We start from the raw sequence: 24,132 nt of genomic DNA on the forward strand, positions 1-24,132 counted from the left end.
TTTCACCCGTGTGTCAAAAACCAATCGTCCAGCCGTGCTTCCAGCGCCTCGACGATCGTCTCGTCATCCAGTTCCTCGATCACCTCGGCGACGAACGCCTTGACCAGCAGGCCACGGGCCGACTTCTCGTCGACGCCGCGCGCCATCAGGTAGAACAAATGGTCGTGGTCGATCTCGGTGACGGTCGCGCCATGGCCGCAGACGACGTCGTCGGCGAAGATTTCAAGTTCAGGCTTGGTCGAGAACTCGCCATCGTCCGACAGGAGCAGCGTGTTGCAGGCCATCTTGGCGTTGGTTTTCTGCGCATATTGGTGGACGTTGATACGGCCCTGGAAGACGCCGCGCGCCTTGCCGGTCACCACGTTGCGGATGATCTCGGTCGAGGTCGTGTGCGGCACAGCGTGGTCGAGCACCATCGTCACGTCGCTATGGGTATCGCCGGCCAGCAGGTTGATGCCGCGCAGCTTGAAGTCGGCGCCTTCGCCCGTCGTCCTGACCATGACCTCCTGGCGCACAAGCTTGCCGCCGGCGTTCATCACGAACAGGGTCAGTTTCGCATTCTTGCCGATATGGGCCTTGAACTGCGCCAGATGAGTCGCCGTCTCCGGCTGTTCCTGGACGATCAGCCACGTCACCTCGGCACCCTCACCCAGCACAAGCTGGCTGACCGAACTGACCAGGGCGGCCCCGTCTCCCGCCTGACGCTCGACAATGACGGTCTTGGCGCCAGCGCCGACGCGAACGGCCAAGCGCACATGGCTCTGGCCACCGGCCTGCACATTCTGCAATTCGATCGGCTTTTCGAGTTCCGTGCCATCGGCGATATCGACAAAGTAGCCATCGGCGACGAAGGCGGTGTTCAGCGCGCCGATCGCATCATCGCTGCCATAGGGATCGAGGCCCGGCGCGATGCTGCCGTCGATCAGTTTTTCCGACAGGCGCTGCACGGTGACGCCTTCAAGGACCGGCACCTTCGCGTCGGACTTGCCGTTCAGGACCGGCAGAACGGCGGAGCCTTCGACGATCGGCGCAACGGCCTTGGCCATGGCGGCCGGGTCGAAGTCCGGCACCACGTTCAACAGCCGGCGCAGATCCGTGTAGTGCCAGGATTCGACGCGCCGCGTCGGCAGGCCGTGCTTGATCGCCTCGATCGCGTCGTCGCGCTTCAGCATCACCGCGCCATCGCCCGGCAGCAGTGACAGCCGGTCGCCAAACGCGTCGATCAACGCGGTTTCGGCCGGTGTCCGCTGCGGTTGTGTGTGCATGTTCATCAGTTTGACCTTGCCTTCTGGCATCTCACGCGGCTTCGCCGATCACGCCGGCATAGCCATTGGCCTCGAGGTCGAGCGCCAGCGACTTGTCGCCGGACTTGATGACCTGGCCCTTGTACAGCACGTGCACGCTGTCGGGCACGATATGTTCGAGCAGGCGCTGGTAGTGGGTGATGACCAGGAAAGCCCGGTCCGGCGCGCGCAGCGCGTTCACGCCGTCGGAGACGATCTTCAGCGCATCGATATCGAGGCCGGAATCGGTTTCGTCGAGCACGCAGAGTTTTGGCTCCAGCAGCTTCATCTGCAGGATCTCGGCGCGCTTCTTCTCGCCGCCGGAGAAGCCGACATTGAGCGGCCGCTTCAGCATGGCCATGTCCATGCTGAGCGAGGCGGCGGCTTCCTTAACGCGCTTCAGGAATTCCGGGATCTTCAGCGGCTCCTCGCCGCGCGCCTTGCGCTGCTCGTTCATGGCCACTTTCAGGAATTCCATGGTCGCAACGCCCGGTATCTCCATCGGATACTGGAAAGCGAGGAAGATGCCAGACGTCGCGCGCTCGGCCGGATCCATTTCGAGGATCGACTGGCCATTGTACAGGATGTCGCCTTCGGTCACCTCATAATCCTCGCGGCCGGCGAGGATGTAGGACAATGTCGATTTGCCCGAGCCGTTCGGGCCCATGATCGCGGCGACCTCGCCGGCTTTCACCGTCAGGTTCAGGCCGCGGATGATTTCGGTGCCGTCATCGACGATGCGGGCGTGCAGGTTCTTGATCTCAAGCATTCTTTTGTTTCCTGAATATCTGTCCGGTCAGCCGACCGATCCCTCAAGCGAGATGCCGATCAGCTTCTGCGCTTCGACGGCGAACTCCATCGGCAGTTGCTGGATGACGTCCTTGACGAAGCCGTTGACGATCAACGCGATGGCTTCCTCCTCGGGAATGCCGCGCTGCATGACGTAGAACTTCTGGTCCTCGGAAATCTTGGACGTCGTTGCTTCGTGCTCGAATTGCGCCGTCGAATTCTTGGCTTCCATGTAGGGCACGGTGTGCGCGCCGCACTGGTCGCCGATCAGCAGGCTATCGCAATTGGTGAAGTTCCGGGCGTTGGTCGCCTTGCGGTGCGCGGAAACCTGGCCACGATAGGTGTTCTGCGAGAAGCCGGCGGCGATGCCCTTGGAGATGATGCGGCTCGATGTGTTCTTGCCGAGATGGATCATCTTGGTACCGCTGTCGACCTGCTGGTAGCCGTTCGACACGGCGATCGAATAGAACTCGCCGGAGGAATCGTCGCCGCGCAGGATGCAGCTCGGGTACTTCCAGGTGATCGCCGAACCGGTCTCGACCTGCGTCCAGGAGATCTTCGAACGGTCGCCACGGCAATCGCCGCGCTTGGTGACGAAATTGTAGATACCGCCCTTGCCCTCGGCGTCGCCGGGGTACCAGTTCTGCACCGTCGAATATTTGATCTCGGCGTCGTCGAGCGCCACCAATTCGACGACCGCGGCATGAAGCTGGTTCTCGTCGCGCTGCGGCGCCGTGCAGCCTTCGAGATAGGAGACGTAAGCCCCCTCCTCGGCGATGATCAGCGTGCGCTCGAACTGGCCGGTATTCTTCTCGTTCATGCGGAAATAGGTCGACAGTTCCATCGGGCAGCGCACGCCCTTGGGCACGAAGACGAAGGAACCGTCGGTGAAGACAGCCGAGTTCAGCGTGGCGTAGAAATTGTCGGAGGTCGGCACGACCGAGCCGAGATATTTCTGGACCAGTTCCGGATGCTCGCGGATGGCTTCCGAGATCGAGCAGAAGATCACGCCGGCCTGCGCCAATTCCTTCTTGAAGGTAGTGACGACGGAGACGGAATCGAACACCGCGTCGACAGCGACACGGCCCGATTTGTAGACATTGTCGCTAGGCTCCTCGAGATCGGAGGCATCCGTCTTCTGAACGCCGGCAAGGATTTCCTGCTCGCGCAGCGGAATGCCGAGCTTCTCGTAAACCTTCAAGAGCTCGGGATCGACGTCGCTGAGCGAGGACGGGCCGGGCGTGCTCTTCGGCGCCGCGTAGTAGTAGATGTCCTGGAAATCGATCTTCGGATAGTGGACGCGCGCCCAGGTCGGCTCTTCCAGCGTCAGCCAGCGCCGATAGGCTTCCAGGCGCCATTCCAGCATCCAGGACGGCTCGTCCTTCTTGGCCGAAATGAAACGGATGATGTCTTCGCTCAGGCCCTTGGGGGCCTTGTCGACAGCGATCTCGGTCTGGAATCCGTATTTGTATTGGTCGACGTCGATCTTTCGGACCCGATCGATCGTGTCCTGCACAGCAGGCATATGCGTTCTCCATCCACGCCGGGGTCAAGGCCCGACAGTTTTCAAACTATGGCACCGCCGAAATGAGCGCCGAAGAAGCGCTCGCGGCAGCGTAAGTTCCATATAGTGCGCCTCGACCGGAAATTCACCCGGCCAGCATGAAACGCACGGCTCTACCAGGCCGAAAGGCCCAAAATCGTCCAACCGCTACGCGGCCCTTTCCTTATCCGCCCGACGAGCGGCAATGCCCGCCAGCGCGGTGCGGAACAGTTCGATGTCCTCGGCACCCGTCGCCCGGCCAATCGACACACGCAAGGCGCCGAGACTGTCGCCGTAGCCCATAGCCTTCAGCACGTGGCTCGGCCCGACCTTGCCCGACGAACAGGCGGAGCCGGCCGACAGCGCAACACCGGCGAGATCAAAGGCGATCTGCGCGGTTTCGGCCTTGACGCCCGCAATAGCGAAGAATGTCGTGTTGGCAAGCCTTGGCGCGCCGGTTCCAAAGATTTCCGCGTCCGGGACCAGCATTTTCACGATTGCCTCGATCTCGTCGCGACGCACGCGCACCGCATCGATCGCCGGCAGTCCGGCCAGCGCTTCGCGCGCGGCGGCGCCAAAGCCTGATATGGCGGCGAGGTTTTCCGTGCCGCCGCGATAACCCTTTTCCTGGCCGCCGCCGTTTATCAGGGGCTTCGGCATCATCAGGTCGGCTGCAGCGACGATGGCGCCGACGCCCTTGGGGCCGCCGATCTTGTGCGAAGACAGAATCAGATAATCGGCGTAACCCGCTGACATATCGATCGAAACGCGGCCCGCGGCCTGAACCGCATCGACGACAAGAATACCGCCGGCGGCCTTGACGATTTCGGCGATACGATCGATCGGCTGGATAACGCCGGTCTCGTTGTTGGCTGCATGGATCGCCACCAGCGGCAGGCCATCGGCCTTGTCATGACCTGCAAGCGCCGCCGCCAGGGCTGCAAGATCGGCAATGCCGTCGGCATCGACGCCGATGCGCGTGACTTGCACGGCCGGAAAGCGGCCGCCATTCAACAGACAGGGATGATCGGCCTCGCAGACGTAGAGCCGGCTCATGCGCACGCTGCCGCGCCCCATCTGCCAATCGGGGGAGAGCAGCGTCGAGGCGGCTTCGGTCGCACCGGAGGTGAACACGACATGTTCGGGCCTGGCATTCACCAGTGCCGCGACCTCGCGCCTTGCCGTCTCGATCAGGCGCCGCGCGGCGCGGCCCTCGGCATGGACCGATGACGGGTTGGCCGCCATGTCAAGCGCCGCGACCATAGCCTCGCGCGCCGCTGCAAGCAGCGGCGCACTGGCATTGTAGTCGAGATAGGCACGTTTTGCGGCCATTTTCGTCCAGTTGATCCCGTCAGAAGCCATTCGGTCGTCGTATGGCGTTATTTCCTTGAAATTCCAAGGCGAGCCGTCCTATTTACGCGGCTTGCGGCGCGGGTGGCCGGGCTCGACGTCTGGCCACTCAGTTTTGAATAGTTCTAAACTAGCTTCTAAGAAGACGCTCGCCCTGCGTCAAGGCCAGAGGAAGACACGTTCCGGGCGCCGCGCATTCGTATACCAAGTGGAGTATTTCATGCCTGAGGTCATTTTCACCGGTCCGGCCGGTCGCCTGGAGGGACGCTACCAGCCCTCCAAGGAAAAGAGCGCGCCGATCGCCATCGTCTTGCATCCGCACCCGCAATTCGGCGGCACGATGAACAACAAGATCGTCTACGACCTCTTCTACATGTTCCAGAAGCGTGATTTCACCACGCTGCGCTTCAACTTCCGCGGCATCGGCCGCAGCCAGGGCGAGTTCGACCACGGCACCGGCGAATTGTCGGACGCGGCGGCCGCACTCGACTGGGTCCAGTCGCTGCACCCGGATTCCAAGAGCTGCTGGGTCGCCGGTTATTCCTTCGGCTCGTGGATCGGCATGCAGCTTTTGATGCGCCGGCCGGAGATCGAAGGCTTCATCTCGATCGCGCCGCAGCCCAACACCTATGATTTCTCGTTCCTGGCGCCCTGCCCGTCATCGGGCCTGATCATCCATGGCGATGCCGACAAGGTGGCGCCGCCGAAGGACGTGCAAGGCCTGGTCGACAAGCTGCACACGCAGAAGGGCATCACCATCACGCAGAAGACGTTGCCCGGCGCCAACCACTTTTTCGCCAACGACGCCGACCTGCTGATCGAGGAATGCGCCGACTATCTCGATCGCCGGCTGGCGGGCGAGTTGTCCGATCCGCGGCCGAAGCGGCTGAGATAAACAGGGGAAGGCGCCAACGCCGATGTACGAGCCTCCCCATTTCCAGGAAACGCGCCCCGATGTCCTGCATGGACTGATCAGGGCGCATCCGCTCGGCATGTTGATCTCGAACGGGCCTGACGGCCCGGTCGCCAACGCCATTCCCTTCCTGCTCGACGCCGAAGCGGCGCCGAACGGCAGGCTGCGGGCTCACCTGGCCAAGGCCAACCCGCAATGGCGCCTTATTGCCGACAATCCGACATCGCCCTTGCTGATCGTCTTCCAGGGCACCGACGCTTATGTGACGCCCTCCTGGTATGAGACCAAGCGCGAGACCGGCAAGGTGGTGCCGACCTGGAACTACGCCATCGTGCAAGTGCGCGGCACCGCCAAGGTGATCGACGACCAGGAATGGCTCGCGCGCCAGATCGCCGACCTGACCGCCTCCCAGGAAGATATGCGCGAGGCACCCTGGGCGGTGACCGATGCGCCGCCGCCCTTCATCCAGTCGCAGATCAAGGGCATCATCGGACTGGAGATCGAAATCAGCGAGATCCACGGCAAGTGGAAGGTCAGCCAGAACCGTCCCGTCGCCGATCGCGCGGGCGTCGCGCAAGGGCTGGAAAGCGAAACCGCCAATTCGTCCGACATGGCTCGCCTGGTGAGATCCTACGGCGGACTGGACAGCAATTAGACCAATCCGCCCGGCGTCCTATCTTTCCGGGGCAATCAGCCGGAACGATGCTTTGCGGACCGGCAATCCCGACTGCATCGGCCGGAAGATGAACCCGAGGCGGGCAAACACCACCCCGCAGGCGAGCGCGAAGGCGCAGCCAAGGCCGAAGCCGGCGACCGTGTCACTCGGATAGTGGGCACCAACGAAGACCCGGGTCGAGGCGATGCAGGCCGTCACCGCCAGCGCGATATACCAGCGTCGCGGAAACAAGAGCAGAAGAACGCCGAACACAGCGCCCATTGTCGTGGCATGGCCGGACGGAAAGCCGGCGAAGCGTGCATCGAAAGCAAAGGGATGCAGGGCCAAGACACCAAAATCCTGGAAGTAGAGCGGGCGGGCCCGGCCGATCGCGTATTTCAGGACATTGACCGTCAGACCGGACAGGCCGACGGCGCTCAGCACCAGGAAAGCCAGGCAAGTCCAGTTGTAGGCGAGCATCAATGATCGTCTCGAGAGACTTCGCCAATCGATCAGATTGGCCGCGACGAGCAACAGCGCGGGCGGAATGAGATACCAGCCGCCTAGGCCGAACTGCGTGAAAAAGTCGGCCAAACGGACAAATCCCGGCGACCATTGATCTCGAAGCATCCCCGCCGGGGTGTCGAGACGCACAAACGCCGCCGCGGTCAGCAGAACCCAGCCCACGCCCCAGACCGACCATACTATATTCGGGTACCTGGCGGGACGGGCAGCAAAGCGCCCTCTCACGATCCGCATCGTGTCGAGAAAATTGTCGACCGACCGGCGCCCTGTCCCCAGGAGCCTGCCAGAAACGGGTGGACGCGATTTCACGAGCATTGGGAAGTCGACCTCATCGCCGAAGTCATTGCGCGATACGATAAAGGCCGAGCGACAATTTGTCTCCCGACGAATAGTTGATGCCGTCGACTTCGGCGACGCGGTTCACCGATTTGCCTCGCACCGACAGCATGCCATTCAGTTTCTGCTCATCCTCGATCGGCGCCAGCCCCAACGCGCAGGCCGGATCGGCAAGCAGATGCTCCGCCACCCCGCCGATATCGGTCAGCACCGTCTTGGTGCCGACCAGGAATACCAGGCTCGGTTCCTGATAGCGCGCCGAGGCCAGCACCGTCGTGTCGCAAGCCTTGTTGGCAAGCACCGCTTGCTTGATCGCCGGGCTCAGCCAGATCGGCGTCAGGGATGGGGCGATGACACCGAACAGCAAGGCATAGGTGATGCCGGCGCCGGCGGCGGTGGCCCCGATACGGGGCAGCGGCACCTGCAACTGCCGCGAAAAACCCAGGTAGCCAGTGCCGAGCGCGGCTGCGGCGGCCGGAATGCTCCACCAGGAAAATGTGTGGGTGAGGTAGATCGGCGCTCCGATACAGACCGCCGCCAGACCAAGGCTGACCACGACCAGACCGAATGCAGTCGCCCACCACAGCCATTGTTGCCAGCGCCTGAGCGGTGCGTTGGCATCCTGCGGCTGCAGGGTCAGCAGCCAGCCGATCAGCAGCGCCATGCCGGGATAGGCCGGCAGAACATAGTGCGGCAGCTTCGTCGGAATGAGCTCGAATACGAGCCAGAAAGGGATGTACCAGGCGAGGCAGAAGCGCAGCCTGACATCGTCGCGCAGACGGTTGAGGGCCTGGAGGCCGGCGCCGACGGCGATCAGGCCGAAAGGCCACATGAACAGCGAATAGGTCAGCATGTAGAAGCCGGGCGGCAGGCCATGCGATTCCTCGCCCGACGCGACCTTGCCAAGCATGTCCTTGCCGACAGCCTGCTGCAGGAAAGCACCATGGCTTTTCCAGGTGATCGCGGCGAGCCAGGGCAGTGTGATCAGCACGACGAGCAACAGGCCGCGCCCGACCTTGAGTTTCGACAGCCAGCGCCCGTCACGCTCGAAGGCAAACAGCGCGGCGATTGTCAGCGCCGACAGCAGCGGCGCAATCGGCCCCTTTATGAGGATCGCTGCCCCTTGCGCGATCCAGAATATCCACCAGAGATGGCCGGCGACAGGTTCGTTGCGGCGCGCTGCCAGGTAGATCTGCGCCAGTGCGCCTTGCGCCGCCACGCAGCAGGCGAGCAGCATCGCATCGGTCTTGGCGTCGCGGCCCTCGAAGGCCGTGGCGAAGATCGCCGCCATCACCAGGCCGGCGGCGAGGCCGGCATTGGCGCCGAAAAGATTGGTCCCTGTCCAGGCGATCGCCAGCACCGCAATGGCAATGCCAAGCGCGGAGACCATGCGGTAGACCCAGATCGGCGCTTCGGCCCCCTTGCCGCTCAAGGTCACGGCGGCAGATTGCAGCCAATAGATACCGATCGGCTTCTGGTAGCGCGAGGCGTCCTGGAAGCGGATGTCGACATAGTCGCCGCTCTCCGCCATCTGCTTGGTGGCCTGGACGAAGCGCGACTCGTCCCGGTCGATCGGCGGCAGGGACGCCAGCCCCGAAACCGTCATCACCAGGCTGAACAGGAAGAGAAGGATGTAGTTCCTGTTCAACGCCATGCTCGAGTCTCTCTGGTCATTTCTTGATGTGACAGGCCGCTCAATCGACCTTGGTCATCGCCGCCTTGCGCTCATTGGCGATCAACCAGAGATTCCTGATGTAGATGAACATACCCATGGCCTGGCCGGCGATGAACACCGGGTCCTGGCGCTGTATGGCATAGATCAGAAGCAGGCCGCCGCCGAACAGGGAGAAGAACCAGAAGGCCACCGGGACCACGCTGCGCTTGGCCTTTTCCGAGGCGAGCCATTGCACGACGAAGCGCATGGTGAAGAAGAACTGGGCGATGAAGCCGAGCAGGACCCACGCATCGAATTGCTTGATGAAAACCTGGTGAAGCCACGTCGCCAGTTCCTGAAGCACGTTAAACACGCTTGATTTCCTCTACTTTTGGCATTCTGCGGCGCCTGCGGCGCAGCCACCAGACACCGCCGAGATCGAGCGCACCCTGCAGGCCACGGTCGAAAATGCCGTAGTTCGACTTGCCGTGCCGGCGCGAGCGGTCGACGACGTCGCAATGCACGACGCGATAGCCCTCCTGGATGACCAGGGCCGGGACGAAGCGATGAGTGCCGTCGAAGAAGGGCAGCTTGCGCAGGATATCGGTATGGACGGCCTTGAGGCCGCAGCCGGTATCGCGCGTCTCATCATGCAGGATGGCGTTTCTGAGCCAGTTGGCGAAGCGCGACGCCAGTTGCTTGACCTTGCTGTCGCGGCGCTTGAGGCGCTGCCCCTGGGCGGCGCCGAAATCAGGGCCGGCCTGCCGCAAGGCGTCCACCAGCACGGGGATGTATTGCGGATCGTTCTGGCCGTCACCGTCGATCGTGGCAATGATGCTGCCGCGCGCCGCCCAGGCGCCCGAACGCACCGAGAGGCTCTGGCCAGCGGATTTCTGGTGCCGCAATTCCCGCACAGGAAAGGAGCGAAGCATCGCCTGCTCGGTCAGGACGGCAGCCGTCTCGTCGGTCGAGCCATCATTGACGATGATCAGTTCGAAGTCGCGCCCGGCCATCGCCGTCTCGATCTCGTCGATCAGCAGCGGCAGGTTTGCCGCCTCGTTCCTGCAAGGAATGACGATGGATATCAATGCGTCCGGCATGTCGCGTCGGGGCTCTGTCGTCGGATATGGCATTCCTGGATGCCGTGCGGTGCCGCTCGAGGTCGTGGGCTGCAAGAACCTTTGGCGCGGCGCCTCATTACGCCAGCCGAAACGATGAAGCAAGCATACCGGATGTCATCCGCACGTGCCGCAAAACCGGATTCCACTTTTGCTGATCGCGCTTGGATGCTAAACGCGCCCGTTCACATACGCCCGCGCCAGACCGGGCCGACGCTTTCGGGAAAGAAACCATGCCTGCCTTCAAATCCGATTTCCTGCGCACGATGAGCGAGCGCGGCTTCATCCACCAGATTTCGGATGAGACCGGCCTCGACCAACTTTTCGCCAAGGAAACCGTGAGTGCCTATATCGGCTTCGATCCGACGGCATCGAGCCTGCATGCCGGCGGGCTCATCCAGATCATGATGCTTTACTGGATGCAGCAGACCGGCCACAGGCCTGTCGCGCTGATGGGCGGCGGCACGGGAATGGTTGGCGACCCCTCCTTCAAGGACGAGGCGCGCAAACTGATGACACCCGAGGTCATCCAGACGAACATCGAAGGGATCAAGAAGGTCTTCTCGAACTACCTCACCTTCGGCGAAGGTCCGCGCGACGCGCTGATGGTCAACAATGCCGAGTGGCTCCTGCCGCTCAACTATCTCGAATTCCTGCGTGACGTGGGCCAGCATTTCTCCGTCAACCGCATGCTTAGCTTCGATTCGGTCAAGCAGCGCCTGGATCGCGAGCAATCGCTTTCCTTCCTAGAATTCAATTACATGATACTCCAGGCCTACGACTTCGTGGAACTGAGCAAACGCTATGGCCTGCGCCTCCAGATGGGCGGCTCCGACCAATGGGGCAACATCATCAACGGTATCGACCTAGGACATCGCCTTGGCACGCCGCAACTCTACGCGCTGACCACGCCCCTGCTCACCACCTCGTCGGGCGCCAAGATGGGCAAGTCAATGAACGGGGCAGTATGGCTCAATGCCGACATGCTGAGCCCCTATGAGTTCTGGCAGTACTGGCGCAACACCGAGGATGCCGACGTTGCCCGCTTCCTGAAGCTCTACACGACGCTGCCGCTGGACGAGGTCGCGCGGCTGGAGCGACTCGGCGGGTCGGAGATCAACGAGGCGAAAAAGATCCTGGCCACCGAGATCACCGCATTACTGCACGGCCGCGAGGCGGCAGAGCAAGCCAGCGAGACGGCGCGAAAGACATTCGAAGAAGGCGCTCTGGCGGAGACATTGCCGACCGTCGAGGCCGACAAGGCAGCGCTGGAGGCCGGCGTCGGCATCCTGTCGCTGCTGGTCACGGCCGGGCTGGCGTCGTCCAATGGCGAGGCGCGGCGGCACATCCAGGGCGGTGCGGTTCGCATCAACGACCAGTCGGTCAGCGATGATCGCCGCATGGTCACGCTTCAGGATCTGAGTCCGGAAAACGTCGTAAAGCTTTCACTCGGCAAGAAAAAACACGTTCTGGTGCGGCCGGCCTGAGGCCGCTTAGAGCCGTTCACCATTTCACGGAAACGGTGAACGGCTCTAACTATTTGTTTTGACGCAATTCCGGACGGAAAACCGCTTCACACTTTTCCTGGAATTGCTCAGCGATACTCGAAGATCGACCTGAATATTCCCGGCGCGATCACCGACAGCGGATTGACGTCGAGCACCGGCTTGTTGGCATTGCCCCTGAGCCGGTAGGTGACGCCGATCAGGCCGCGGTCGCGGCCGTTGCCGAGCAGCGCGCCGACGATGGGCAACTCGCCGAAGATGCGGTTGAGGCCATAGACCGGCATGAAGGTGCCCGTCATGTCCATATTGTTGTTCTGGTCGTAGAGGATGCCCTGGAACGTCGTGCCGATGCGGGGGCCGCGCAGCACGCCATTGGCAAGCTTCAGATAGCCGCTGCCTTTCTCGATCTCGGCGTAGCCGCGCTCGAACTTGACCCGCGACGTGTCGAGATTGCCCTTGACCGCCTGATTGAGACTGCGGTTGTCGCCGGCCGGCGTGGTCGAGACGATGGAGGCCAGTTTCGGTTCATTGACGATGAAGAAGTTGCTGGTATCGACTTTGCCCTTCATCGGCCCGTCGCCTGCCCCCGTCAGCGCCAAGGTGATCGACCCGCCTTCCATATGCTCGTAGATGTTGAGGAATCTCAGGATAGCGCCTGCATCCGCCGACTGCACGTTGAGCGAGCGCCGGCCGTCGCCGGCAGTGTTGCTGACTGCTATGGCCGCCCCCGAACTGGCCGTGGCGCTGACCTTCAAGCCGTTCACCCTTGAACCGGCCGCGCTGTAGTCCAGCTTCAGGTTGGACAGTTGTTCGTCGTGGAAACCGGTAAGCTGTTCGACGTCGGCGCTGACGGAGATGTTGTCTGTTCCGGTGGTCTTGGTTGCGGTGTCGACATCCGACATGAACTGCTTGATGAGCGATCGGGCGTCGAGCGCATTGCCATTGATGTCGACCGCGTAGCCCTTGCCCGACCGCTTCACCGAAATCGCGACATCGTCACCTCTGTTCAAGGTGACCTTGCTGAATTTTGCCGACGACAGGGCGCCGTTGACCAGCACGATGCTGCCGTCGATGGAGAATGTTTTGCCGTCGAGGTTGAAGTCGGACAGTGTCGTGGTGTCGCCGGACTTGGTCATGACGAAGGTGACACTGGCCGGGACCCCTGCCCCCTTGCTCCAGCCGGCCCAGGGAATGTCCAGCCTGGCATTGGTCAGGTCGGCCGAAACGTTCTGATTGCCGCCACCGCTCTTGTCGATCGCGACCTTCACCGTTCCGCCGAGCAGCGGCGTCAGGCCGGGCATGGCGGCGGCGCGGATCTTGTCGTCAAGCACCAGGGCCACCTTGCGGCTGCGCGGCGGCCCGTTATCCACCAGCGGCTCGACGAGGTCGAGTTCGGCCGGAATGTTGTTCAACGACGCCTTGGCGGAAATCACCGCCTTTTCCGGGTCGACCGTGATCGAGCCGTCGGCATCGGTGACGGTCTGTCCCTCGAACGGCTTGGCCAGCGACAGGCCGGTGTAGTCGAGAGACACCAGCCAGTCCAGTTTCGAGGTGTCGACACCGGACTGCAACGGAATGTCGGCCCTGACATGGCCGGTAACGCTGCCGGACAGATCCTCCGGCAGGAAGCCGACATGGCGCATGGCGTTGATCGGTTCGTAGGAGGCGAGTTCCGCGACAGCCGACGCCTCTCCCTCCACGTCAATGTCGAGTGCGCCGATGACCGGCGGGTGGTTCGCCGCCTTGACCGACAGTGTGCCGTTGCTGGCCGCCACGGTGCGGCCGCTGGGCATGAAGACGGTGCCCGAGGAGAGCGAAATGTCGACGTCGTTGCCGTGGAAGGCGACGACGCCGACCGCGTCGCGTATCGGCGGAATGCGCCCGGCCGTGTCGAAGCGCGACCCTTCGATCTGGAAGCGGCCGAACACTTCGTCTGCAGAAAGCGGAACACCATTGCCGAGGCGATCCGGCACGACCTGGAACTGAAGATTGGCATCGACGACGCGGCCGCCGAACAGATTATCGAGCACCCAAAGCCGTGCGTTGCGCGCCGAAAACCACGGCCACAGCTGCTTGACGTGCGAGACCAGCATGTCATGGACGTTGAGCGCCAGATTGATACCGGGAGCCTTGCCGTCAACGAATTCCACGGCCGCGGTGCCAAGCACCTCGCCGGAAGCGTCGGACCGAACCGCGATCTGCTCGGCCACCAGTTTATGGCTCTTGGTCTGATAGACGCCGGCAATGCGAGCGATGAACGCCAGCGCGGGCTCGGGCGATTCCGATGGCGCCAGGGTCGAACCGTCGCTGGTCAGGTCATAACGATAGGAAGGCTCCTCGCCCGCCGCCCCTGTCGCCGGCTTCGGCCCTATCGAGCCGCCGAAATTGAAAGAAGACCGACCGGTTTTCAGCAGGAGCCTGTCGACCTGGATCTTGTTGCTGCCATGGACAAGCGTGGCATCGACATCGAAATCGGCCGGCAGCAGTCCGCGCGTGCCAAGATCAAGAACGGACCCGGCGGACGAGATCGCGGCTGTCAGCCGCGATGCATTCGCGCCGGATCCTTCCGATCCTGTCAGCTTCAATGCGATCGCACCCAGCTTCCCGGCTCCGGCAGTGGTGTTGTCGGCAGGCGCCAGGTCGATGTTCGCTGTCAGCGCCGTCACGCGGTGCGCCGCGATATCGCGGGTGGCGGAAGCGGCAAGGGTAACCTTTCTGCCGTCGACATTCGCCTCGGAGAAAAACTCCATACCGCCCGGACCCGATTGTATGACGGTGGCGTCGGTGATCGTGATCAGCCTGACCGCCCCGGTTTCGGGCAATACGAATTCGACATTGCTGAGATCGATCCGGCGCAGCGAATCCTCCCGCACGGCGTCGAGCGCCTGATGGATGTTGCCGAACACCGCGTCGGACAGTTTCTCCGGGTCGACAAGGCCATCCTCATTGCGCAAGCCGGCTGTCCAGTCACCGCCTGACGGCATCGCGGCCGTGACGATGCGCGCGTCGGATATCCTGGCGCTGGTCAGCCGCACCTCCCCCCACAGCAGCGGTATCAGGCGCATGCCGAAGCGAACACGGCCGGCATCCGCCATCGGCTTGCCATCCGATGTCTTCAGGCTGACGTCGCTGACCTGAAGCGCGACGAAGCTCGAACTGTCGAGCGTGATGCGCGCCGGCCCGACAGCGACATGGACATCGACACCGGCAAGTCTCTCGATGGCGATCTCGGCTTCCGTCCGAAGCCGCTCGGAGCCGATGCCGGACGCTCCGACCAGATAGACGACGACTGCCGCCAGCAACACGAGGCTGACAACGCCGGCGAACACGCGCGAAAGGATGCGAAAGCCGCGGCCGATCGACGCCTGACCGAGCGGCGGGACGCGGCACGCGGACGGCAAAGCCCCCAGGTCGGTGATTTCATCCCGCCTGAACCTGATCTTCTCGTGCTGCGGTTGCTCCTGATCCACGCCATCTTCCGTTGTACGAATTCGCTCGTGGACGAATCCCCGCTCGACACTATATCGGTGTGGCTTCGCGCGTAACCTCAAACAAGGGCATCGATATGGCTGACCTCGACGTGGGCGATCTTGCGCCGCAATTCGACCTGCCGCGAGATGGCGGCGGTTCGCTCAGCCTGGCCGCGTCGGCCGGCAAACCCGTGGTGCTCTACTTCTATCCGCAGGACGACACCACAAGCTGCACGCAGGAGGCGATCAGCTTTTCACAGCTGAAGCCGGACTTCGAGAAGGCCGGTGCCGTCGTGATCGGCCTGTCGCCCGATCCCGTCAAGAAGCATGACAAGTTCAAGTCGAAATACAATCTCACCATCGATCTCGCCGCCGACGAGGAACGCAAGGTGATCGAAGCCTACCATCTCTGGGTCGAGAAATCGATGTATGGCCGCAAATACATGGGCGTCGAGCGCGCGACATTCCTGATCGGCCGCGACGGGCGGATCGCCAGGATCTGGCGCAAGGTCCGGGTCAAGGGCCATGCCGAGGAAGTGCTGGAAGCCGTTCGCGCGCTTTGAGCGCGCGATGCCACGTTCACATGAGCCGGCCTTACTCGTCGGGTGTTTCCGCCTTCGGCTGCCGCCGCTCCCGCCAGGATTTCGCAACATGGTTCGCATGATCGGCCAGCGCGGCGAGATGGCCGCGCAGACCGCGCGCGCCCATCATCGACCACAGCGTTACTGATTCCGTGGCAAAGCGGCGCTTGAAGTCCTCGCCGCCGCAGAGAAAATCAACCTTGGCCAAGCCGCGGTCGAGCGACCACTGGATATAGTCCATCATCAACACCATGCCCGGCGAGGCGCGCTCGTATTCGGGATCGTAGGTGGTGACGAAAGCCATCATCGTGCCGTGCTGCTCGAAATTGATGGAGACGGCGATAGTCGTGCCGTCAAGCTCCAGCACGAAGATGCGCAACAGCCCGAGTTCGGCCAGCACGGAAACAAGCGCGGCGAGAACGGGCGAGCCCTCGTCGAACAGGTCCGAGACGCGGCCATGCCGGGCGAGCCAGAGGCGCTTCAGCGCCGCAACCCGCGCGAGCACAGGCTCGCGCGGCTCGTCCGCATCCAGCAGGCGGAAACGCAATTCCCCGCCTTCCTCCATGAACTTGCGGCCGCGACGGTAGTTCTGCCGGGCCTTCTTGGACAGCGTCTCGAACCATTTCGCCCCACCCTGCCAGGAACCGGCGACACGGTAGCTGATTTCACTGCGGTGGTTGGGCCGTAGTGCCTTGCAGTGGCGCGAGGCCGGGTCCAGCAGAGCACCAACACCGGCATCCGGCAGCAGACGGTTGAGATAGATCAGGTCGAAGCCACCCTGATCAAGAACATACTGCCAGAGCCGGGAGAGCACCTGCGGATCACAGTCGGGGGCCAGCAGCGCGTCGCCATAGTCGCTGTGATCCTTCGCCGCCCATTCGAGCATACGGATGCCGGAGCGCTTGAAAGTGGCGAGCGCAATCACGCCATCGAGCCGGTCGCCGTTCCAGGCCAGTCCGATCCTGAGCGTGCGCAGTTCCTGCTGCGGCGTCGTGCGCCACCAGGCCGCGATCCATTCCGGGTGCTGGAAGACCAGCCCGCCGACGCGCCGCCAAAGTGCGCTCCAGGCCGGCGTGATCTCGGCCAGCCGCTCCGCCGATGTCACGACTTCGAAGGTGCGTGTCCGCGGGATGGCGAGCACGAAAGGAGCGTTCATGGCCGTGTCCCTTCAGATGATCGTGAGGTCCTTGGTTTTCCAGGTCGCATGCGCCTGGCGATGTGTCTCCACATCCGCTTCAGCGGCATGACATAGAGGCCGGCGAGCGACTGATAATCGCGCACATCGCGGTCAATCAGTCCGAACTTGAAGTCCTCGTCGGGCTTCGGCACGCACAATGTTCCGAACAGCCGATCCCAGAACGAGAACAGCAGGCCGAAATTCTTGTCGTAGTGGCGTGGATCGGTGCTGTGATGCAACTGGTGCCAATGAGGACACAGGATCACATTGTTGAGCGGGCCGAATGAGATCTTGAAATGCGTGTGCCTGACGAAATCCATCATCAGGATGTTGCGCATGACATAGACGTTCACGCCAAAGACGGTCAGTTCGACAAGGTTCAGCGAAATCAGCGACCAGATGCCGAAGCAGATGCCGACGATGAGGCCGTCCCAGGCCCGATTCATCAGTTCGTCGAGCGGGTGGACCCGATCCTTGGTGATCCCGACCATCACCTCGGCCGAGTGATGCACCTTGTGCAACTCCCAAAGCAGCGGATAGCGATGCTGGGCGACGTGATAGAGATAATAGGAAATGTCGTAGGCAAGCAGCATGGTGATGGTGAAGACCAGCACCGTCACCGGCCCGGCCGGCCCCTCGATCAGAGGCGGCTGGAACTGGAAGAGTGTCGAAAACAGCCAATTGGTCGCGTAGCCAACCGCGGTGACGAAGACAATGCCGGCAGGCAGCATCAGGAAGGGCATCAGGGCCTTCTTCGTCACCCAGAACAGCAGATCGGCCTTCGCCGAGGGATGGGTGATGACCTCGTGCGGGATGGCGAACTCGAAAAACTCCTTCCAGCTCTTATTCTCGACCGTGCGCCAATAGGCCACGAGCGCGCTGACAAAGGCAGTCAGCAGCAAAAGCCCCATCGCCAGCAGACCAGTGCCCGAAATCTTGTCGAGGATCTTGCCAACCAGATCGCTCAGCATTCCCATAACCATAATGAATCCCAAATCCCGGCACGCTTTTACTCGAAAACCGTCAACTAAAAGCAATCGAAGACGGTTAAGAAACTAACCTCTAACGCGCGAGCGACAATCGCTTGTCCTGCCAGCACATTGGTGACGATTGCCAGGGATTTCGCGACACCGGGGCCTCAACTTGGCGGCTTTCATGCAACCTCCCGCCCGCTCCGCGTGCATTCGTCGCCGCACATTCAATCCCGCAAAGCTTTGTTAACCTTAATAATGTGTAGTCAGGGCGTCGTGATGTCGTAAACGAAAGCTTGGTCCCGTGAACGCAACCGGTCAGTCCGCAGTCTTCGGCAGGCGCAAGGAACCTCACACGATAATCATCGCGCGCGGCAACGAGATCAGGCATTTCACGATCCGGCCCTGGCTCGCGGCATTCATCGGTTCAGCATTCGCCGCCATTGCCATCGGCTACCTGCTGGCCACCTCCTATCTCGTGCTGCGCGACGACCTGATCGGCGCCACCACCGCGCGCCAGGCGCGCATGCAGCAGGCCTATGAAGACCGCATCTCGGCGCTTCGCGCCCAGGTCGACCGCATCACCAGCCGCCAGTTGCTCGACCAGCAGCTGATGGAAACCAAGGTCAGCGAACTGCTTGAACGCCAGACACAGCTCAGCCAGCGGCACGGCCGTCTCGGCCCGCTGCTCGAACGCGCTGAGAATGAGGTCGGAACGGAGCCCGCCGAGGATCCCGCAGCAGCTGCCAAGCCCGACAAGCACGCCGAAGTGACTGGCAGCATCAACCAGCCGGCGCCGAGCTACGTGGTCGCCAGCCTGGGCGTGGACCTGGGTGCCGCCGACACCAGGCCGTTCTCCCTGTGGTCGACCCGTACCGATCCACTGCCCAGCGATTCCGCAGCAGATCGCGCGGACAAGCTGTTCGTTTCGATCAACCAGTCGCTGAAATCCATCGAGAACGAACAACTCACGCGCATCAGCACGCTCGCCGACAATGCCTACAAGAGCGCGGATGCCATCCAGCAGGCGCTGGCGGCGGCCGGGCTGCCGGTCGACAGCGATTTCGGCAAGAACGAGAGTGATGTCGGCGGCCCGCTGATCCCGCTCGACAGTTCGATGATCTTCGACAGCAAGGTCAAGGAACTGGACGAAGCCCTGGATACGCTTGATCAATTAAAGAAGGAAGCGCGCCGGCTGCCGCTTGCCAACCCCGCCCCTGGCCACTCCGTCACCAGTCCGTTCGGCGTGCGCACCGATCCTATCCTCGGCACTGCCGCGCTGCATTCGGGAATGGACTTCCGGGCTCCCATCGGCATGGCGGCCAAGGTCACGGCGCCCGGCATTGTCACGAAGGCCGGCTGGAACGGAGGCTATGGCCGCATGGTGGAAGTCGACCACGGCAATGGTTTTGCCACCCGCTACGGACATCTGAGCGAAATCGACGTGACCGTGGGCGAGAAGCTGGACGCCGGCGCCATCGTCGGCAAGACCGGCAGCAGCGGCCGCTCGACCGGCCCGCATCTGCACTACGAGGTGCGCCACAATGGCGAAGCGATCGATCCCCTGCGCTTCCTCACCGTCGGCAAGAAGGTTGCCCAGTATCTCTGAGGCGCGCCAGCCCGGGCTGGATCAGCAATATTGAACATGCATTTCAAGGGCCCTCATGCAAACCATGCATGAACCGCCCTTGGATCGCCTGATCAGTCTGTGCATCCCGGCTGCGTGGACAGAAACCTGGTACACGCCGCAACCAGCGTGGCCGCACCAATCTTCAAGGCGGCCTCGTCAACGCGAAATTTGGGATGGTGAAGCGGAAAGACCGACCCGACCTGCTCGTTACGGATTCCGAGCCGGAAATAGACCGATGGGCGCTTCTCGCTGTAGTAGCCAAAATCGTCGGCAATGGTCCATCCGGGCGTGTTGAGGACATTGTCGACGCCGATGCAAGCCCTGCCGCTGGCGGCAATCAGTTCGGCCATCTCGCCGTCGTTGACGACCCCCGGTTCGCCCTTGTGGATGGCAAGCTCTACACTGGCGCCGTGGCTGGCCGCCATGCCCTCCAGTATTTCGCGAACACGCCGCCAGGCCCGTTCGCGGGTTGCATCGCTGCCGCTGCGGATGGTCCCTTTCAAAGTGACCTTGCCGGCGATCACATTGTAGGCGCTGCCGCCATTGATACCGGTGACTGAAATGACCAGCGGATCGTAGGGATCAATCTCGCGCGAGACGATCTTCTGCAATTCGCTCACCATGGAGCAGGCAACGGCGACCGCATCGATGCCCTCATAGGGCTTTGCCGCATGGGCCGCCTCGCCGATCACGACGGCGTCGAACGTATCGCAGGCCAGCGTGTAGGGGCCCGAGCGGACCGCGATCTTGCCTGATGGCGTATACGGATCGACGTGAAGGCAGATCGCGGCGTCGATATCGTCGAGCAGCCCCTCCTCCACCACACGTTTGCCGCCCGAGGGCGAGTCCTCCTCGGCCGGCTGGAAGATGAGACGCACGGTGCCGCCAAAATCGGCCCTTGATTTATGGAGGTGCGCGGCAACCGTGAAACCCATCGATGCGTGGGCGTCGTGGCCGCACGCATGCATCACACCGGGATTGGTCGAGGCATAATCGACGCCGGACTCTTCTTCGATCGGCAAGGCATCGATATCGGCGCGAATGGCGATCTTTCGATTTGACGGCTTGCCGGTGCCGACAATATCGACGGCCAGGCCGAAGCCCGCGACATCGCGAATATCTGACATTCCCTCGCCGGCCAGCATCTGCCTGAGATAACGCTGCGTGTTGGCCTCGCGGTTCGACAGTTCGGGATTGCGGTGCAAATGGCGCCGTATCTCGATCATGCGATCGAGAAGCCCGGCGTCGATATCGACTGCGCCGGGACCGGCAACATCGCCTGCCATGGCCGAACCCTCAGGATCTGACATGGATCTCTCGCGGGAACTTCGTCAGGGTCTCATGGCCGGTTTCGGTCACCAGGATGGTCTCGGAGACCTCGATGCCCCAGCCATCCATCCACATGCCGAGGATGGAATGAAGGACGTTGCCGGGTTGAAGTATCGTCTTGTCGCCGGGCCTGAGGCTGATCGTGTGCTCGCCCCAATCCGGCGGATAGGCAACGCCGATCGAATAGCCGATGCGCGATTCCTTCTTCAATCCGTAGCGCTGGATGACCTTGCGCCACGCATCCTCGACCGCTTCGGCCGACGTTCCCGGCCTGACCGCATCGAGAACCGCGTCCATGCCCTCGATCACCGCCTTCGCCGTGTCCGAGACACGCGTCGGCGTCTTGCCGAGCTGCATCGTTCTTGCCAGCCCGGCCGCATAGCGGCGGCAGACACCGGCAAGTTCCAGCGCAATCGTCTCGTTGTCTCCAAACCGCCGGTCGCTCCACATGATGTGCGGGGCCGAGGCATTCTCGCCGCCGAGGATGGTCGGCGGAAGAGCGGTGATGTCGCCCGCGAAATCCGGGCTGCCGGCGATCTGCGCCGCCTGGATGGAAGCGATGGCATCGCACTCGCGCACACCAGGCGCGATCACCTCGAAGGCCCGTGCCACCGCCGCTTCGGCCAGGGTCGATGCCTTGCGCAGATAGGCGATCTCGGATGCCGATTTGACCGCGCGGATCCAGTTCACCAGAAGGTCGGCATCGTGCCATTTGGCGTTGGGAAGGCCGGCGACGAGCCTGGCATGTGCCTTTGGCGAAAAATAATAGGCTTCGAGCTCGATGCCGATATGTCTGACACCCCATCCCTTGGCGGCGATCCAGTTCGCGATCCAGTCCATGGGATGGCGATCGGCCCGCTGAACATGATCTTCCGGGAAGCCAACCACGTTCTCGGGCTTCATCCATGCCGTCAGAAGACCACCGGCCGCATCCATGGCGCGCCCGATCCAGACCGGCTCGACCTCTTCCAAGGGAACCAGCACCACCTGCGGCGTGTAGAATGACCAGCCATCATAGCCGGTGATGTAATGCTGGTTGGCAACGTCGTTGACGACAAGAAGCTCGAGACCGCGCCTCGCCATCTCGGTGCGGATCTTGCGAAGCCGCTGCTGGTATTCGTCGCGGGCAAACGGCAGTTCGATCATCTTTGCTCCATGCTCTCTTCAACGGTTGCGAGGCTCACCATTGAAGCGTTTTGCCGTGACGGCAATCGGCCAAGGGCGACAGGTGAACAGGTCCTAGGCCGGATACGACCTACACCCACCGGGAGCTTGGGATGCCGCTTTAATTTATTTTTGAATTCCATTTGACTGAATAAATCTTTGGTGCCAACCTCGTGTCAACCGAGGGCGCAAGGCATGGCATTGCGGGGGACCAATCAGGAGTTCGGGCGGCCGTACAACCGGCGCATCGTGCTTGAGTCCATCCGCCTTCATGGACCGATCGCCCGTGGCGAGATCGCCAACCGCGTCGGCCTTACCGTCCAAACGGTCTCGACCATCGTTCGTGAATTGGAAGAACAGGGCTACATCCTCTCGGTGCGCGAAGAGCCGAAGGGGCGCGGCCTGCCCCCTGCGACGCTGCGGATCAATCCCGAGGGCGGCTATGCCGTCGGCATCCACATCACCCCGCTCGGCATCAATGCCGCCTTGATCAATCTGAGCGGCGACGTGATCGAGAGCGCCTATCGCGAGGCCCCGAACGCGACACCGGACCATGCCTTCGACCTGATCGGCGCGATGGTGATTGAATTGACCAGGTTGCGGGCCGGAGGACGGGTGCTTGGGGTCGGCCTGGCCCTGCCCGGACCATTCGGCGTCGAATCCATGAGTTTTGTCGGCCCGACCACCATGACCGGCTGGAAGGATGTGGCGCTGCGCGAGCGGCTGGCGGCCTCGACCGGGCTGCCGGCCTTCTTCGAAACCGACATGGCGGCGGCAGCCATGGGCGAGCGGCTCTACGGCCTCGGCGCTCAATTCTCTGAATATTACTACCTCTATTTCGGCGTCGGCCTTGGCGGCGTCATGGTTCATGACGGCAGCCCGCTGCGTGGCGCCTGGGGAAATGCCGGCGAGGTCGGGCACATCCCTGTCGTTCCCGGCGGCGAGGCCTGTCCCTGCGGTAACCGGGGTTGTCTCGAAAGATACCTCTCGCTCGAGGCGCTCCGGCGCTGGAATGGCACCGAGGCCGATTGGGTCGCGGAAGTCGCACCGATCTTTCACAATGCCATTGCCGTCATCGAGAATCTCTTCGACCCCGAAACGGTCATCCTCGGCGGGCTGGCATCCACCGACCTGCTCGAACGGCTGGCTGGCTCGACCGACGGTCTCCACAACTCCGTTTCCGCGCGCAAGGACCGCACGACGCCCCGGGTCATGGTCGCACGCGGCGGGCAACATTCGGTATTGCGCGGTGCCGCCGCCCTCGCGGTTTCCGGGGTTTTGTCGCCCCGCTTCGGCCAGATGTTCACGGCCGAGCGCGAACGCGGCCGCGATCTCCTCGCGGCCAAGGAGATCGCCGCATGAGCGAACCGCTGCTGGTACTCGACAACGTCACCAAGAACTACGGCGCGATCGAAGCGCTCAAGGGGATCAGTTTCTCCATCGGCAAGGGTGAGGTCGTGGCGCTGCTCGGCGATAATGGCGCCGGCAAATCGACACTGGTCAAGATCATCGCCGGCGGGCTGGAGCCGACCTCCGGCCGCATGCTGTTCGAGGGCAAGGAGTTTCTTGCCAGATCGCCGGCCGAGGCGAAGGCGGCGGGCATTGAAACCGTCTACCAGGACCTGTCGCTGTGCACCAATGTCGACGTGGTGGCGAATTTCTTCATGGGCCGTGAGATCACCAGGAAGGTCCTCGGCATTCCCGTGCTCGACGAGCGCGCCATGGAGGCCGTCGTCGGCAAGGCTCTGGCAAGTGCGGGCACCCGCATTCCATCACTGCGCACCAATGTAGAGCATCTGTCGGGCGGCCAAAGGCAAGCGATCGAACTCAACCGCTTCGTGCATTGGGGCGGCAAGCTGGTGCTTCTCGACGAGCCGTTCGCGGCGCTGGGCGTCGAACAGACGCGGCGCGGTCTCGACATGATCCGCCAGGTGGCGAGCCAGGGCATCGGCGTCGTCATCATCACCCATATCATGCAGCAGGCTTTTCAGGTCGCCGACCGGATCGTGGTGATCCGGCAAGGGGTCGTGGCCGGCGATGTCGCCAGAAACAAAACAAGTCCCGATGCGGTGATCAACATGATCACCGGCGAGACGCTTGCCGGTGCCGGACCGGCTGGCTGAGGGACAAAAAGAGGGG

Annotated in this window: 20 protein-coding genes; 7 read left to right on the forward strand and 13 right to left on the reverse strand. The window is 62.6% G+C overall.

Annotated elements, in window-relative coordinates; translation table 11 throughout:
* Window positions 1-2: 2 nt before the first annotated feature.
* The 4 genes from sufD to MesoLj_RS24930 form a co-directional block, all read right to left on the reverse strand.
* Window positions 3-1,271 (reverse strand): Fe-S cluster assembly protein SufD, encoded by a 1,269-nt coding sequence (gene sufD / locus MesoLj_RS24915; RefSeq protein WP_140767845.1) that lies wholly within the window; start codon window positions 1,269-1,271, stop codon window positions 3-5.
* 25 nt (window positions 1,272-1,296) lie between these two features.
* Window positions 1,297-2,052, reverse strand: a complete 756-nt coding sequence (gene sufC, locus MesoLj_RS24920) for a Fe-S cluster assembly ATPase SufC (protein ID WP_015318168.1) — start codon at window positions 2,050-2,052, stop codon at window positions 1,297-1,299.
* 27 nt (window positions 2,053-2,079) lie between these two features.
* Entirely contained in the window at window positions 2,080-3,597 is a 1,518-nt protein-coding gene (gene sufB, locus MesoLj_RS24925; RefSeq protein WP_096445255.1) for a Fe-S cluster assembly protein SufB, read from the reverse strand.
* Window positions 3,598-3,783: 186 nt separating this feature from the next.
* Complete coding sequence (locus tag MesoLj_RS24930; protein ID WP_202322906.1) at window positions 3,784-4,947, reverse strand: cysteine desulfurase family protein; 1,164 nt, start codon at window positions 4,945-4,947, stop codon at window positions 3,784-3,786.
* 238 nt (window positions 4,948-5,185) lie between these two features.
* Between MesoLj_RS24930 and MesoLj_RS24935 the strand changes: the two genes are divergently transcribed.
* The gene (locus tag MesoLj_RS24935) at window positions 5,186-5,860 is read left to right on the forward strand and encodes an alpha/beta hydrolase (RefSeq protein WP_027042409.1); all 675 of its coding nucleotides are present in this window, start codon (window positions 5,186-5,188) and stop codon (window positions 5,858-5,860) included.
* Window positions 5,861-5,882: 22 nt separating this feature from the next.
* Complete coding sequence (locus tag MesoLj_RS24940; protein ID WP_202322907.1) at window positions 5,883-6,533, forward strand: FMN-binding negative transcriptional regulator; 651 nt, start codon at window positions 5,883-5,885, stop codon at window positions 6,531-6,533.
* A gap of 18 nt (window positions 6,534-6,551) precedes the next feature.
* On the opposite strand, the gene MesoLj_RS24945 is transcribed toward MesoLj_RS24940, so the two are convergent.
* The 4 genes from MesoLj_RS24945 to MesoLj_RS24960 are packed head-to-tail and all read right to left on the reverse strand — an operon-like array spanning window position 6,552 to window position 10,148.
* Window positions 6,552-7,373 carry a phosphatase PAP2 family protein gene (locus MesoLj_RS24945; protein ID WP_202322908.1) on the reverse strand — a complete coding sequence of 274 codons (822 nt, stop codon included), beginning with the start codon at window positions 7,371-7,373 and terminating at the stop codon, window positions 6,552-6,554.
* Window positions 7,374-7,398: 25 nt separating this feature from the next.
* Window positions 7,399-9,048, reverse strand: coding sequence for an ArnT family glycosyltransferase (locus MesoLj_RS24950; protein ID WP_202322909.1), 1,650 nt, complete (start codon window positions 9,046-9,048; stop codon window positions 7,399-7,401).
* 40 nt (window positions 9,049-9,088) lie between these two features.
* Window positions 9,089-9,421 carry a lipid-A-disaccharide synthase N-terminal domain-containing protein gene (locus tag MesoLj_RS24955; protein ID WP_056562293.1) on the reverse strand — a complete coding sequence of 111 codons (333 nt, stop codon included), beginning with the start codon at window positions 9,419-9,421 and terminating at the stop codon, window positions 9,089-9,091.
* Complete coding sequence (locus MesoLj_RS24960; RefSeq protein WP_202322910.1) at window positions 9,414-10,148, reverse strand: glycosyltransferase family 2 protein; 735 nt, start codon at window positions 10,146-10,148, stop codon at window positions 9,414-9,416. The genes MesoLj_RS24955 and MesoLj_RS24960 overlap by 8 nt, the downstream gene beginning before the upstream one ends.
* Before the next feature lie 251 nt (window positions 10,149-10,399).
* On the opposite strand from MesoLj_RS24960, the gene tyrS reads away from it, so the two are divergent.
* Complete coding sequence (gene tyrS, locus MesoLj_RS24965) at window positions 10,400-11,653, forward strand: tyrosine--tRNA ligase (RefSeq protein WP_202322911.1); 1,254 nt, start codon at window positions 10,400-10,402, stop codon at window positions 11,651-11,653.
* Between the two features lie 107 nt (window positions 11,654-11,760).
* Here tyrS and MesoLj_RS24970 read toward each other — a convergent pair whose 3' ends face one another.
* Complete coding sequence (locus MesoLj_RS24970) at window positions 11,761-15,141, reverse strand: YhdP family protein (RefSeq protein ID WP_202322912.1); 3,381 nt, start codon at window positions 15,139-15,141, stop codon at window positions 11,761-11,763.
* 95 nt (window positions 15,142-15,236) lie between these two features.
* Here MesoLj_RS24970 and MesoLj_RS24975 point away from each other — a divergent pair, with 95 nt between their 5' ends.
* Window positions 15,237-15,704, forward strand: a complete 468-nt coding sequence (locus MesoLj_RS24975; protein WP_140767855.1) for a peroxiredoxin — start codon at window positions 15,237-15,239, stop codon at window positions 15,702-15,704.
* 31 nt (window positions 15,705-15,735) lie between these two features.
* Here the strand turns inward: MesoLj_RS24975 and MesoLj_RS24980 are convergent, their stop codons facing one another.
* Both MesoLj_RS24980 and MesoLj_RS24985 read right to left on the reverse strand, forming a co-directional pair.
* The gene (locus MesoLj_RS24980) at window positions 15,736-16,878 is read right to left on the reverse strand and encodes a GNAT family N-acetyltransferase (protein WP_202322913.1); all 1,143 of its coding nucleotides are present in this window, start codon (window positions 16,876-16,878) and stop codon (window positions 15,736-15,738) included.
* Window positions 16,875-17,870, reverse strand: coding sequence for a sterol desaturase family protein (locus tag MesoLj_RS24985; protein WP_202322914.1), 996 nt, complete (start codon window positions 17,868-17,870; stop codon window positions 16,875-16,877). Before MesoLj_RS24985 ends, MesoLj_RS24980 begins: the two co-directional genes overlap by 4 nt.
* Window positions 17,871-18,174: 304 nt before the next feature.
* Here MesoLj_RS24985 and MesoLj_RS24990 point away from each other — a divergent pair, with 304 nt between their 5' ends.
* Window positions 18,175-19,479: a M23 family metallopeptidase gene (locus tag MesoLj_RS24990; protein ID WP_202322915.1), complete on the forward strand. Its 1,305-nt coding sequence runs from the start codon at window positions 18,175-18,177 to the stop codon at window positions 19,477-19,479.
* A gap of 92 nt (window positions 19,480-19,571) precedes the next feature.
* Here the strand turns inward: MesoLj_RS24990 and MesoLj_RS24995 are convergent, their stop codons facing one another.
* Both MesoLj_RS24995 and MesoLj_RS25000 read right to left on the reverse strand, forming a co-directional pair.
* Window positions 19,572-20,810: a M20 metallopeptidase family protein gene (locus tag MesoLj_RS24995; RefSeq protein ID WP_202322916.1), complete on the reverse strand. Its 1,239-nt coding sequence runs from the start codon at window positions 20,808-20,810 to the stop codon at window positions 19,572-19,574.
* Complete coding sequence (locus tag MesoLj_RS25000; protein ID WP_202322917.1) at window positions 20,797-21,975, reverse strand: M24 family metallopeptidase; 1,179 nt, start codon at window positions 21,973-21,975, stop codon at window positions 20,797-20,799. The genes MesoLj_RS24995 and MesoLj_RS25000 overlap by 14 nt, the downstream gene beginning before the upstream one ends.
* 213 nt (window positions 21,976-22,188) lie before the next feature.
* On the opposite strand from MesoLj_RS25000, the gene MesoLj_RS25005 reads away from it, so the two are divergent.
* Window positions 22,189-23,355: an ROK family transcriptional regulator gene (locus MesoLj_RS25005; RefSeq protein WP_202322918.1), complete on the forward strand. Its 1,167-nt coding sequence runs from the start codon at window positions 22,189-22,191 to the stop codon at window positions 23,353-23,355.
* Window positions 23,352-24,116, forward strand: a complete 765-nt coding sequence (locus MesoLj_RS25010) for an ATP-binding cassette domain-containing protein (protein ID WP_135864119.1) — start codon at window positions 23,352-23,354, stop codon at window positions 24,114-24,116. The genes MesoLj_RS25005 and MesoLj_RS25010 overlap by 4 nt, the downstream gene beginning before the upstream one ends.
* Window positions 24,117-24,132: the final 16 nt, after the last annotated feature.

Source organism: Mesorhizobium sp. 113-3-9 (genome assembly GCF_016756515.1).
GTDB lineage: Bacteria > Pseudomonadota > Alphaproteobacteria > Rhizobiales > Rhizobiaceae > Mesorhizobium.